Source organism: Gemmatimonadaceae bacterium (assembly GCA_035533755.1).
Classification (GTDB): Bacteria; Gemmatimonadota; Gemmatimonadetes; order Gemmatimonadales; family Gemmatimonadaceae; genus JAGWRI01.
The window spans coordinates 1-12936 of the sequence record DATLTC010000051.1; the positions used below are offsets into that span (position 1 = coordinate 1).

General features: G+C 70.4%; 10 protein-coding genes and 7 tRNA genes. 3 read left to right on the forward strand and 14 right to left on the reverse strand.

Annotated elements, in window-relative coordinates; genetic code table 11:
• The 11 genes from VNE60_07025 to efp all read right to left on the reverse strand — a co-directional run.
• The coding region (locus VNE60_07025; GenBank protein HVB31264.1) for an HlyD family efflux transporter periplasmic adaptor subunit at positions 1-772 on the reverse strand (772 nt) is incomplete at its 3' end.
• A 3-nt stretch (positions 773-775) separates the two neighbouring features.
• On the reverse strand, positions 776-3139 hold the full coding sequence (locus VNE60_07030; GenBank protein HVB31265.1) for an ABC transporter permease: 2364 nt from the start codon (positions 3137-3139) through the stop codon (positions 776-778).
• A gap of 3 nt (positions 3140-3142) precedes the next feature.
• Positions 3143-3850, reverse strand: a complete 708-nt coding sequence (locus tag VNE60_07035) for an ABC transporter ATP-binding protein (GenBank protein HVB31266.1) — start codon at positions 3848-3850, stop codon at positions 3143-3145.
• Between the two features lie 422 nt (positions 3851-4272).
• A tRNA-Thr gene (locus VNE60_07040) sits at positions 4273-4344 on the reverse strand.
• A 27-nt stretch (positions 4345-4371) separates the two neighbouring features.
• A tRNA-Leu gene (locus tag VNE60_07045) sits at positions 4372-4453 on the reverse strand.
• 9 nt (positions 4454-4462) lie between these two features.
• Positions 4463-4537: transfer RNA gene (locus tag VNE60_07050), tRNA-Asp, on the reverse strand.
• Positions 4538-4632: 95 nt separating this feature from the next.
• Positions 4633-4704: transfer RNA gene (locus VNE60_07055), tRNA-Glu, on the reverse strand.
• A gap of 12 nt (positions 4705-4716) precedes the next feature.
• Positions 4717-4789 (reverse strand) — tRNA-Glu (locus VNE60_07060).
• 66 nt (positions 4790-4855) lie between these two features.
• Positions 4856-4928: transfer RNA gene (locus VNE60_07065), tRNA-Trp, on the reverse strand.
• A gap of 94 nt (positions 4929-5022) precedes the next feature.
• Positions 5023-5096, reverse strand: a tRNA-His gene (locus tag VNE60_07070).
• 112 nt (positions 5097-5208) lie between these two features.
• Positions 5209-5772 carry an elongation factor P gene (gene efp / locus VNE60_07075; protein ID HVB31267.1) on the reverse strand — a complete coding sequence of 188 codons (564 nt, stop codon included), beginning with the start codon at positions 5770-5772 and terminating at the stop codon, positions 5209-5211.
• Positions 5773-5963: 191 nt separating this feature from the next.
• On the opposite strand from efp, the gene VNE60_07080 reads away from it, so the two are divergent.
• Positions 5964-8159, forward strand: coding sequence for a carboxypeptidase regulatory-like domain-containing protein (locus VNE60_07080; protein HVB31268.1), 2196 nt, complete (start codon positions 5964-5966; stop codon positions 8157-8159).
• Positions 8160-8191: 32 nt separating this feature from the next.
• Here VNE60_07080 and VNE60_07085 read toward each other — a convergent pair whose 3' ends face one another.
• Positions 8192-8902, reverse strand: coding sequence for an arylesterase (locus VNE60_07085; GenBank protein ID HVB31269.1), 711 nt, complete (start codon positions 8900-8902; stop codon positions 8192-8194).
• Between VNE60_07085 and VNE60_07090 the strand changes: the two genes are divergently transcribed.
• Together VNE60_07090 and VNE60_07095 are read left to right on the forward strand one after the other, a co-directional pair.
• Complete coding sequence (locus VNE60_07090; GenBank protein HVB31270.1) at positions 8901-9590, forward strand: ABC transporter ATP-binding protein; 690 nt, start codon at positions 8901-8903, stop codon at positions 9588-9590. The two genes, VNE60_07085 and VNE60_07090, sit on opposite strands and share 2 nt — an antisense overlap.
• Positions 9587-12202: an FtsX-like permease family protein gene (locus VNE60_07095; GenBank protein ID HVB31271.1), complete on the forward strand. Its 2616-nt coding sequence runs from the start codon at positions 9587-9589 to the stop codon at positions 12200-12202. Before VNE60_07090 ends, VNE60_07095 begins: the two co-directional genes overlap by 4 nt.
• Here the strand turns inward: VNE60_07095 and VNE60_07100 are convergent.
• Both VNE60_07100 and VNE60_07105 read right to left on the reverse strand, forming a co-directional pair.
• On the reverse strand, positions 12199-12570 hold the full coding sequence (locus VNE60_07100; protein HVB31272.1) for a response regulator: 372 nt from the start codon (positions 12568-12570) through the stop codon (positions 12199-12201). The genes VNE60_07095 and VNE60_07100 overlap by 4 nt on opposite strands.
• Positions 12570-12932: an Hpt domain-containing protein gene (locus VNE60_07105; protein HVB31273.1), complete on the reverse strand. Its 363-nt coding sequence runs from the start codon at positions 12930-12932 to the stop codon at positions 12570-12572. Before VNE60_07105 ends, VNE60_07100 begins: the two co-directional genes overlap by 1 nt.
• Positions 12933-12936 lie beyond the last annotated feature (4 nt).

The following is a 12936-nucleotide window of genomic DNA, read 5'->3' on the forward strand; positions in this document are numbered from 1 at the left end:
CGAACATCGGCGCCCCCACCCGCACGCCCTGCGCATCGGACGAGAGCACGTCCACCACCACTTCCAGATTGCGCGGATCGCCCACATCCATCAATGCGGTGCCCGCCGGCACCAGCCGGTCGTGCTCCTCGAACACGCGCAGCACCCGCCCCGCCACCGGCGAACGCACCACCACCCGCGAGCCCTCCGGCGCCGACGCCGAGCTCGCGCCCTCGACGCCCGCCCGCGCGCTCGCGCGCTGCGCTTGTGCCGCGGTCACCTGGTCGCGCGCCATCTCCAGCCCTCGCGCCCGCGTGTCGCGCAACCGCTCCGCGCTCTCGAGATCGCGGTCCGCCACGGCGCCCGTCCGGTGCAGCTCCTGCGCCCGCGCGAGCGCCCGCTGCGCCTCGTCCATCGCGAGCTGCGCCACCGCCAGCCCCGACCGCGCCTGCGATATGCCGGCGTCGGCCGCCCGCAACGCCGCCTCGGCCTGGTCGCGCGACCGCGGATCGAGCGGCGCCGCCACCATCGTGAGCAGCGGGTCGCCCCGCGCCACCGAGTCACCCGCCTCGAGCCGCATGGCCAGCAGCCGGCCCGACACGGGCGCCGACACGGTCACGTGGCGCAACACGCGCGTCTCGCCGTCCTCGTCGAGCGTCACGCGCAGCAGCCCGCGCGTGACTACCGCCAGATCGGCCGTCACCGCCGCCGGCCGCGCGAGCCACAGGCCCACGAGCGCCACCGCGGCCACCGCCACCGCGCCGATCACGATCCTCCGCGTCTTCCTGGTCATGACTCACTCACCCGTCTTGAGACATTCCACGATATCGAGCGCGCGAATGCGCTGCCGCATGGCCAACCCCGACGCGCCGAACGCGCCCACGATCACCGCCGCCGCAAACCCGTACGACGCCCAACTGACCACGAGCGGGATCCGGAACAGCTCCGTGTTCCCCACGGACGATACGAACGCGCACAGGCCATAGCCCACCCCCACGCCCACCGCCATCCCGGCCACGGTGAGCAGGATCTGCTCCCCGAACACCATCATCGTCACCTCGCGCTTGGAGAAGCCGAGCACGCGCAGGCTGGCCAGCTCGCGCGACCGCTCCGACAGCGACACGCGGGCCCCGTTGTAGACGACCCCGAACGCGATGATCACGGCAAAGATCACCGCGATGCTGAGCATCAGCTGGAACGAATCGGCCACCGTGCGCTCGAATCCCGCCAGCGCGGCCGACCGGATGCCGATGCCCACCAGCGCCGGCTGGTCCTTGAGGGTGAGATACAACTCGCCCTCGCGGCGCGGATCCACCGCGAGCAGCGCCCCCGAGATCGCCCGCCGCTCGCCGGTGAGCCGGGCCGCGAACTCCAGATCCGCGTAGGCGGTGGTGCCGAGCATCTCGTTGGCCACCGCGGACACCGCCACGCGCGCGGTGCGGCGCGTGCCCTCGCGCAGCTCCACGGTCAGCGAATCGCCGGGCGCCACGTGCAGCACCTCGGCCAGCTTGGTGGTGAGCAGCACGCCGGACGCCGGCACGCGGTGCACGCGCAGATCCTGATCCACGATCTGCCGCAACTCCGCGCCCGCCGGCAACGCGATCAGCGCCGTGCGCCGCTCCACCGTGCCATGGCGCAGCGCCACGGGCACTATCCGGAGCGGCTCCACGGCCAGCACGCCCGGCAGCCTCCGCAGGGCATCGATGGCCGTGCGCGGCGCCGCCTCGCGGAAGGTGACGCTGATGTCCTCGCGCTGCACGTACTGGAACTGCACGTTCTTGATCCGGTCGATGGCGCTGAACGAGAACCGCGAGACCACGAGCATCGCGAACGCGAGCGCGATGCCGGTGACGGCCGCCACCGCCCGCAGCGGCCGGCGCGCCGTGTTGCGCACGACGATCCGCGCCGACGGCGCGAGCCACCGCTGCACGCCCAGCTTCTCGAGCAGCCCGGCCTCGAACCACGCCGGCGCGGGCGGCCGCATCCCTTCGGCGGGCGGGAGTCGCACCGCCGCGCGCACGGCGATCGCCGCCCCCGCCACGGCGGCGCCGGCCGCGATCAGGCACGCCGCGAGCGCCACCTCCCAGTCGGGGCGGACCGTGGCCACCGGGAAGCGATAGTACCGCGCGTAGATCCCCGCCGTGGCCTCCGCCAGCCGGAACCCGAGCGGCACGCCCACCACGGCGCCGGCCGCCACGGGCGTGAGCGCGAGCAACAGGTAGTGCGTGCCGATCTCGCGGTTGGTGTACCCGAACGCCTTGAGCAGCGCGATCTGCCCGCGCTGCGTGGCCACGAGCCGCGACAGCACCACGTTGAGCAGAAACGCCGTGACGCCGAGCAGGATGGCCGGCATGATCACCGCGCCCACGTTGTTCTGCTCGATCTCGTCGGTGAGGAACTTGTGCGACACATGCTCCGACCGTCCGTAGGCGCCCAGCGCGCCGTAGGGCTCCAGCACCCGGTCCAAGGCGTCGATCACGTCCGGCTCCGAAGCGTCGGGCGCGAGCTGCAGCGCCATGGCGTTGAACCCGGTCTCGAGGCCCGTGGCCGAGGCGAGCAACGCCCGCGGCGTCCAGATCACCCCGAACAGCCGGTTGTCGGGAAAGAGTTCCCCGCCCTGCATCTCGTAGATGTACTCCGGCGAGATCGCCACGCCCACCACGTGCACGCGCTCCCACCGGCCGTTGAGCACGGCCCCCAGCGAATCGCCGGGCACGAGCTTGTTGGCCTGCGCGAACGCCTCGCTGATCAGCACCTCGCGCGGCGCGCCCGGCGCCGGCATGCGCCCCACGCGCACGTGTGGCACGTTGAGCAGCGGCTCGCCCGACGCCGGAATCGACACGAACCGCCCCACGGCCGGCTCGGCCAGCCCCGGCACGTCGAGCACCGCCTCGAACACGATCCTCGGCTCCACCACGCGAACGCCGGGGATCGCTGCGATGCGCCGCGCCACCGACGCCGGCGCGCGCTTGACCAGCACGAACACATCGGCAAAGTGATAATCGCGATAGTAGTTGGCCTGCGAATCGGACAGGAACCCACGCATGCTGCGCAGCGTCACGAACAGCGCGATCCCCGATACCGCGACCATCGCCACGGCGAGCAGCGGACCGGCCAGCCCCATCACGTCGCGCGCCAGCTTCCGGTTGAGCATCCGCATGGCTCACCACTCCAGCTCGGCGGGGTCGCGCCGCGTCGGGTTCGCCTCGATGGACGCGATGCGCCCGCTGCGCATGCGCAGCACGCGGTCGGCCATCTGGGCGATGGTCGCATTGTGCGTGATGATCACGAGCGTGGTGCCCAGCTCGCGGTTGGCGCGCGCCAGCGCCTGGAGCACGACGATGCCCGTCTCGGCGTCGAGCGCGCCGGTGGGCTCGTCGCACAGCAGCACGTCGGGCCGCTTGGCGATGGCCCGCGCGATCGCCACCCGCTGCTGCTCGCCCCCCGACATCTGCGACGGGAAGTGGTCCAGCCGCTCGGCCAGCCCCACCAGATGGAGCGCCTCGACCGCCGGCATGGGACGCTCCGCGATCTCGGTGACCAGCTCCACGTTCTCGCGCGCCGTGAGACTGGGCAGGAGAGTATAGAACTGGAATACGAACCCCACGTGCTCGCGGCGGTATCGCGTGAGCGCGGCATCGCCGGCGCCCACCAGCTGGTGGTCGCGGAAGTTCACCTCGCCGCCGGAGGGCGCGTCCAGCCCGCCGAGGATGTTGAGCAGCGTGGACTTGCCGCTGCCCGAAGGACCGAGGATCACCACGACCTCGCCTTCCACCAGGTCGAGGTCAACGCCCTGCAGCGCATGGACGTCGACGTCGCCCATGTGATAGGTCTTGGTGAGACCGCGCGCGTGGAAGAGAACGGCGTTCACATGCTCACCGTAGGGCAGCCACTCGCCGCAGTCTGTCGGGCAATGATCGCCGCGGTGTCGGGGGGAATGGGTCCTGTAGGCCGGAGACTCCATGGGCACCGACACAACCCGGCGCCCGCTGTCCATAGACGGAGGACCCGAACGTCGATAGCTATACGGTATGAATAAGGTCCCTACCCAGTCAGTCCGGCCTGCCCCGATCGCGCGTGCATCCGATGCATCCGCCGCGCCGGGGTACGCCAAGCCGCGCCTGATCGTCTACGGAACCCTGATCGCGATCACGGCCAAGGTTGGCTCCAAGGGTAAGTGGGACCGGTCCGGGAGTCGCCGCACCGGCTTCTGACGGGCCTGCCGATCGGAGGGCCACGCACGCAAAACGCCCCGCTCTCGCATGAGAACGGGGCGTTGGAATATCTAACAAGAGCCAGCGCTCGGGATTGAACCGAGGACCGCCCGATTACGAATCGGGTGCTCTACCACTGAGCTACGCTGGCGAAGCGACCGCCATGCGATCGCCCGAATGCCCTGGCGCGGACTCGAACCGCGACGCCTTTCGGCACCACCCCCTCAAGATGGCGTGTCTACCAATTTCACCACCAGGGCAAACAGCTACGGGGCCGACGGGGCTCGAACCCGCGACCTCTCGAGTGACAGTCGAGTGCTCTAACCAAACTGAGCTACGGCCCCTGAACTACGCGTACCGATCACTCCCAGCCCAGAGCCGTGAGCTGACAGCTAACCGTCCTACTGTCCCACCCTCCTACCGTCCTACCGTGATTCGATAGCCCGTAGGGGAGTCGAACCCCTCTCTGCACCGTGAAAGGGTGCCGTCCTAACCGATAGACGAACGGGCCTCTCGTCCCAAGTAGCGGTAACGGGATTCGAACCCGTGTTTGAGCCTTGAGAGGGCTCCGTCCTAGTCCCCTAGACGATACCGCCAACGGCACCGCCGTCGGCGGCAGCCGGTGGCGGTCATCTCATCCCTTCGTCATCTCAATCATCGAACAGGCCGGGAGGGACTTGAACCCCCAACCGCTGGTTTTGGAGACCAGTGCTCTACCAGTTGAGCTACCGACCTACACTCGAACTCCAGGTCAACAGTCCGCAGCGCGCAGCCCGCAGTTCCGAACGACCCACTGCCAACCGCCCACTGCCAACCGTCTCTTGTTGAGGGTGACTGACGGGAATTGAACCCGCAACCCCCGGAGCCACAGTCCGGTGCTCTAACCAATTGAGCTACAGCCACCATGGTGGACGCTCGCGCGTCCCATCGCGCTACGGCAGACGTTCATTTTAACCGCCGCACGACACCGTATCAACTGCAGCCTGCACACTCGTCCGCTTCACCGCGCTCCCGACTACTTCGCGCGCTCCTGATATTCGCCCGTCGCCGGGTTCACCTTCACCTTGTCGCCGGTGCCCACGAACTCCGGCACGTTGATCGTCACGCCGTTCTCGAGCTTGGCCGGCTTGGCGGACGACGTCTTGGTGGCCGTCTTCATGACCGGCGACGTCTCCACCACCTCGAGGACGAGCGAGTTCGGCAGCTTGATGCCCACCGGCCGGCCATCGTAGTACTCGGCCACGATCTTCATGCCCGGCTGCATCCACGGCGCCGCATCGCCCAACGCCTCGTCGTCCATCTCGAGCTGGTCGTAGTTCTCGGTGTTCATGAAGTGGTAGCGGTCGCCGCCCTGGTACATGAACTCCAGTTCGTGCGTCTCCATCGAAGCCGGCTCGATCGAGTCGGCGGCGCGAAACCTATGCTCGAAGCCCGCGCCGGTGCGCAGGTTCTTGAGCTTGGCCTGGACCATGGCGCGGAGGTTGCCCGGCGTGTGGTGCCGGAACTCCACCACGCGGTAGGGCTCGCCTTCGAATACGATGACCATGCCGCGGCGAATCTGGGTCGCGGGGATCGCCATGAGCAACGTCCTTGAAATCGGGTGATAAAGTAAGACAGCCTATCAATTTACGCCCCCCGTACACCCCGGGTCAACTGATGGCCCCGCCCAACCCCCGCCGGCGGTGTTAATCCAGGCTTAATCCGCCGTTAATCGACATTCGCGCCACGGGTGCGATCATCCATGACCAGTCCCCGGAGCGTGAGGCCGCGATGCCCCTGAATAGATGGCGGGTCGCCCCCCTGCTGCCCCTGCTGCCCCTGCTCCTCCTCGCGGCCCCGCCCCTCGCCGCCCAGCAGCTGCGGGGCGTGGTGCGCGACAGCATCAGCGGCGTGGGCGTGGCCGGCGCCGTGGTCTCGGTGATCGACTCCACGGGATCCACCGCCGGCCGGACCATTGCCGGCGAGGACGGCCGCTTCCGCCTCGCCGCCTCGCCCGCCGCCGCCTCCCTCCGCGTGCTCCGCATCGGGTTCTCGCCGCGCGACGTGCCACTCCCGGCCGACCGCCAGCAGCCGGTCACCATCGCCATGGCGCGCCTCCCCGCGCTCCTCGCCAGCGTGCACGTGTCCGATCGGGCGGTGTGCGGCGGCTCCACCGACCGCGGATCGGCGCTCTCGCTCTGGGAACAGGCCCGCGCCGGCCTGCTCGCCGCCGTCGTGGCGCGCGAGACCAAGCCCGGCCGGATGAACGTGCTGCTCTTCACCACGGACCAGGCGCCCGACTCCCGGCTCGTGCGCCGGCAGACCCTCCACCTCCAGTCGGGCACCACGGGCCGCCCCTTCGTGGCGGCGGCCAGGGCCACGGATTTCGCCGCCCACGGCTACATGCAGGAGGATGAGTCGGGACGCACCTTCCACGCCCCAGACGCCGACATCCTGCTGGACGAGAGCTTCGCGGCCACCCACTGCTTCACGGTGGCCGAGGACGCCGATCACCCGGGACAGGTGGGCCTCGCCTTCCGGCCGGCGCGCGATCGCGACGGAATCGTGGACGTGCGGGGCACCCTCTGGATCCGGCGCGACGTGCCGGCGCTCGAAACGCTGGAGTTCCGGTTCACCGGCCTCGAGCCGGCGTTCGAGAACGCGCGCGCCGGCGGCAGCCTCACCTTCCGCACCATGCCCAACGGACTGGTCTACATCGAACGGTGGACCATGCGGCTGCCCGAGGTGGAAGCCACGAACTCGTTCGGTCCCGACATGCCGTCCGCCCTCTCGCGCATCGGTGCTCCCATGGGCCGCGACCGGCGCGAGCTGAAGGTGGCGGGGATCCGGTACGTTGGCGGCGAAGTGACGGCCGCGGCTTGGCCCGACGGCTCGCACGCCGAGTCGGCGCTGGGCGCCGTGACCGGCCGCGTGCTGGCGCCGGGCACGGGACAGCCGCTGGACCAGGTGCAGGTGCTGCTCGCCGGCACGGCGGATACGGTGCGCACCGACTCCACGGGCCGCTTTGCCCTGCTGGGCGTGCTTCCGGGCCGGTACACGCTCCAGGCGGTGGACGCCACGCTCGAGCCGTACGTGGATGCGCAGACCGTATCGCGCACGGTGGACGTGGCGCGCGACACGGTGCGCGGCGTGACGCTGCACCTGTCGTCGCGCGCCGCCTATTTCGCGCGCCTGTGCCCGGACGACTCGCTGCTCGCCACCACCGCCGTGCTACTGGGCCGCGTGACGGACGCGCAGGGCGCGCCGATCTCGCGCCTCGAAGTGCACGGCACCTGGCTCCAGAATTTTCAGGTGCGCCCCGAGGGCGGCCCCGTCTCGGTGACCCACGCCGTCCGCTCGCTGGCGCCCGATCGCGACGGCCGCTTCCAGCTCTGCGTGCCGCGCGACCGTCTGCTCACGTTCGGCGCGTGGCGCGGGTCGATGCGGCTGGCCCCGGATACGTCGCTCACGATCGCCGACGCCGACGCGCAGGCGTTCGACTGGCGGGTGCGCGCGCCTCCGCCCGACACCACGGCGACCTTGGACGGCATCGTGACGGCCGACTCCTCGGCCGCGCCACCGGCCGGCGCCGACGTGACGCTGCTGCCGCTCGGGCAACGCGTGGCGCGGAACTACCGCCTGGGCACGCTGCTCCGCGCCAGGATTCCCGGCGCGCTGCTCGTGCCGTATGCGGGCAGCCTGTTCCTGGCCTCCGAGCGCGGGTCGTCGGCCACGCTGCGTCCGCTCCCGCACGCCCTCCCCAATCAGAGCAACAGCCCCACCGGCTGCTGGGCATCGATCTATCTGGACGGCGTGCGCATCTACGATGTGGGCCAGGGCAAACCGGCGCCCGACTTCAACGCGCTCAACGTGGACCAGTACGCGGGCGTGGAATTCTACGCCGGCGCCGCGACCACGCCGCTGCAGTTCAGTTCGTCGAGCGGGTTCGACTGCGGCGCGCTGGTGCTCTGGACGCGCGAGCGGTAGCTCCCGTCCTGCCGTCCTACCCTCCTACCGTCCTACCGTCCTACCGTCCTCAGCACCGGCTCCAGCCCCTTCCATACGTTCCGCGCCACCATCTTCTCGCCCACGTCGTTGGGGTGCATGCCGTCGGCCTGATTGAGCGACGGATGGCCGGCCACGCCGTCGAGCAGGAATGGCAGCAGCGTGACGCCGTTGCGAGCGGCGAGCAGCGGATACGTCTCGTGAAACGCGCGCGTGTATCGCTGGCCCATGTTGGGCGGGGCTTCCATCTGCACCAGCAGGATGCGCACATCGGGGCGCGCCGCGCGCACGGAGTCGATGATCGCCTGGATGTTCCGGCGCGTCTCGCTGGCCGGCGTTCCGCGCAACCCGTCATTGGCGCCGGTCTCGAGCACCATGACCCGGAACGGCTCGCGCAGCAGCCACTCCATGCGCTGCAACGCGCCGGCCGACGTCTCGCCGCTCACGCCGGCGTTCACCACGTGAAAGGGGAGCCCCGCGGCGTCGATCTTGCGCTGGATGAGGGCCGGATAGGCGCTGTCGGGGTCGAGCCCCAGCCCGGCCGTGAGGCTGGTGCCCACGAACAGGACGGTCTGCGGCTGCGCCCGGGGCACGGCCGCCGGGGCGGCGGCCCGCGCCGCCCCCGTGGTGCCCGTGCTATCCTTCGATTGCGCGGGGCGCGTTCGCTCGGCCGTCCCGCACGCCGAGAGCATCACCAGACCCCACGCCAACACTCGCCATCGCATGCTCGTTGCCCGCCAGCTCACCAAGGAATACCGCATCGGCGAGCGTTCGCTCGCCGTACTGCGCGACGTGTCGTTCTCCATTCCGCAGGGCGCCTTCGTGGCCATCGTCGGCCCGTCGGGCAGCGGCAAGACGACGCTGCTCGGCCTGCTCGCCGGCCTCGACACGCCCACCCGCGGCACCGTCCTGCTGGACGACGCCGACCTCGGCGCCATGGACGAGGACCGGCGTGCCCGCCTGCGCGGTGAGAAAGTTGGCTTCGTGTTCCAGAGCTTTCAATTGATCCCGACGCTCACCGCCATCGAGAATGTACAGGTACCCCTCGAATTGCGGGGAGATTCCGGGGCGGCCGAGCGGGCCGGCGAACTGCTCACCCGCGTGGGGCTGGGCGACCGGCTGCACCATTTTCCCACCGAGCTGTCCGGGGGCGAGCAGCAGCGGGTGGCGATCGCGCGCGCGTTCTCCAACCAGCCGCGGATCCTGTTCGCCGACGAACCCACCGGCAACCTGGACAGCGACACCGGCCAGCGCATCGTGGAGCTGCTGGAGCAGTTGAACCGCGAGTCCGGGGCGACCATCGTGCTGGTGACGCACGATGCGGCGTTGGCGGCGCGGGCCAGCCGGATCATTCGCCTGAGCGACGGCGTGGTGGTGCAGGATACGGCGCCGGTGGGCGCGGGCGTCGAGTGAGCGCGTCGTTCACGCGGCTGGCGGCGGTGGCGTGGCGCGAGAGCCGCACGGCGCGCCGCCGGCTGTTGTTGTACATGTCGTCGATCACGCTGGGCGTGGCGGCGCTGGTGGCCATCGACTCGTTCGCCGACAACGTCACGCGGTCGGTGCACGAGCAATCGCGGGCCCTGCTGGGCGGCGACCTGTCGCTCACCAGCGGCGCCAAATTCACGGCGCCGGTGGAAGCGCTGTTCGACTCGCTGGCCCGCCACGGCACGGGGATCGCGCGCCAGACGAGCTTTGCCTCGATGGCGTTGGTGCCGCGCACGGGCGGCACGCGGCTGGCGCAGGTGCGCGCCGTGACCCCCGACTATCCGTTCTACGGTCAGATCCAGACCGACCCCGAGGCGGCCTGGTCGGAGCTGCAGGCCGGCCCCCACGCGATCGTGGATCCGTCGCTGCTGGTGGCGCTCAATGCCAAGGTGGGCGACACGCTGTCGCTGGGGACCAGCAGGTTCCTGATCACCGGCACGCTGACCAGCGTGCCCGGCGAGATCGCCGTCACGGCGGCGATCGGCCCGCGGATCTACATCCCGGCCCGGTTCCTGGCCGCCACGGGGCTGTTGGTGTTCGGCAGCCGCGCGGATTACGAAGCGCTGGTCAAGCTGCCGCTGAACATGACCACCGAGCAGTTCCAGGGACGCACGGCGCTGGTGCTGTCGCGCAACAAGGTGCGCGTGCACACCGTGGCGCAGAACGAGTACAACCTCACGTACGACATCCAGCAGCTGCGCAACTTCCTGAGCGTGGTGGGGTTGGTGGCGCTGCTGCTGGGCGGGATCGGCGTGGCGAGCGGCGTGAACGCGTTCGTGATGCGCAAGATCGACACGGTGGCGATTCTGCGCTGCCTGGGCGCGACGAGCGCGCAGGTGCTGGTGATCTACGTGCTGCAGGCGGCGGCGATGGGGCTGGTGGGGGCCGCGGCGGGCACGGCGCTCGGCGTGGGCCTGCAGTTCGCCATGCCCAACGTGGTGAAGGATTTCCTGCCCGTGGACGTGACGATGCGCCTGGCTCCGCAGGCGTTGCTGCTCGGGCTCGGGATCGGCGTGTGGGTGGCGCTGGTGTTTGCGCTGCGTCCGCTGCTGGCGCTCCGCGGCGTGTCGCCGCTGCAGGCGCTGCGGCGCGATTCCGATCAGACGGTCATGCGCCAGTCGCGCCGCGACAGCGCCACGTACGTGGTATCGTTCGCGATCGCGGCCAGCGTGTTCGCCCTGGCGCTGATGCGCGCCGACCGGCTGCGCGACGGCATCGGGTTCAGCGTGGCGATCCTGCTCGCCGTGGGCGTGTTGTGGGTGGTGGCGGCGCTGCTCGCGGCGGTGACGCGGCGCGTGGTGCGGCCGTCGTGGCCGTTCGTGCTCCGGCACGGCATGGCCAGCCTGTACCGCCCGGGCAATCAGACGCGGTCGGTGATTCTGTCGTTGGGCTTCGGCGTGTTCCTGGTGAGCACGCTGTATCAGGCGCAGAAGAATCTCCTGGGCCAGCTCGACCTGCGGCTCGACCAGGTGCGGGCCAACGTCGTGTTCTTCGACGTCCAGGGCGACGAAGCGGCGGGCGTGGATTCGATCATCCGCGCCGGCCACCACGAGGTGGTGCAGCGGATGCCGATCGTCCAGATGCGCATCGCGGCGATCAACGGCCGCACGCCCGATCAACTGCTGGCCGGAAACAACCTGGCGGCGCCGCCGGCGGCAGGACGCGGCGCGGGGCGCGGGGCCGGGGCCGGGCGCGGCGGGGCCGACCAGACGCGCCGCCCGCGGTGGGCGCTGACCCGCGAATACCGCTCCACGTATCGCGACTCGCTGGACGCGAGCGAGAAACTCCTCGCCGGCGCCTGGTGGGGCGCGTCCAAGGACACGATGTCGCAGGTCTCGCTCGATGCCGGCCTGGCCACCGAGTTGGGCGTGCTGCTGGGCGACACCATCACCTGGGACGTGCAGGGCGTGAAGGTCGCCACGCGGGTCACCAGCCTGCGCGAGGTGTCGTGGGCGCGCTTCCAGCCCAACTTCTTCGTCGTCTTCCAGCCCAAGGCGCTGGCGCACGCGCCCACGCAGTTCGTATTCCTGGCCTACGGCGCCACGTCGCGCGACGTGGCCCTCATGCAGCGCGACGTGGTGCAGAAGTTCCCGAACGTATCGAGTCTCGACCTGTCGCTGGTGCAGCGCACGCTGAGCGACGTGATCAACCGCGTGACGTCGGCCATCCGGTTCATGGCGCTGGTGAGCCTGCTGCTCGGCGTGCCGGTGCTGTTCAGCGCCGTCGCGGCCACGCGGCGGGAGCGGCTGCGCGAGGGCGTGCTGTTCAAGACGCTGGGCGCCACGCGCCGGCAGATCGGCCGCATCATGCTGGCCGAGTACGCGCTGCTGGGCGCGCTGGGCAGCCTGGCCGGCGTGCTCCTCTCGGTGGGAGGCGCGTGGGCGCTCATGCACTTCATCTTCCAGGCGCCGTTCAAGCCGGCCGTCGTGCCGGCGCTCGTCGTGAGCCTGGGGATGACCGTGCTGGCGATGGCGATCGGGTTGCTCACCAGCCGCGAGGTGTTCGCGTCCACGCCGATGGCGGCGCTCCGCGAGAACTAGGACGCGGACTTCAGTTGGTTCGCGATCGCCCGCAGCAGCACCGTCTCGTCCACGATGGGCTTGGTGACGTAGTCGTCGAACCCGGCCACGAGGTACTTCTCGCGGTCGCCCGCCATGGCATGCGCGGTGAGCGCGATCACCGGCAGGCTGGCCAGCCGCGGGTCGGTGCGGATGCGCGACAGGATCTCGATCCCATCCATGCCCGGCAGCGAGATGTCGAGCAGCACGACATCCGGGCGCGCGCGGGCGAACGCGGCCAGCGCGTCGGCGCCGTTGTCATACTCGGCGATCTCGAACCGGCCGCCCAGAATGGCCTGGAGCAGCAGCCGGTTGTCCGGATTGTCTTCCACCACCGCGAGCCGCGTCATCACTCGTCTCCCTGTCTGATGCCGGCCAGCCACTCGCGCACCGCGTGGTGCTCGGCATCGAGCTCCGGCAGCAGCGCGCTCACGCCGGCCAGGTCGCCGCGGGCGGCCAGCAGCTCGCCCTGCTCGCACAGCGCCTGCAGGTGGCCGGCGCCGAGCTGACCGGCGCTGGACTTGAGCGCGTGGAACGCCGAGCGCGCAGGTTCGGCGTCGCCGCTCGCCAACGCGTCACGCACCACATCCAGCCGCTTGGGCGCGGCGGCCGTGAGCAGATCGATCATCTGGAAGAGCAGCGGGTCGCCGCCAAAGCGGCGCAGTCGCGTGATGGCGTCGGGGTCGAACCGTGGGGTGAGACCGTCGGACATCACG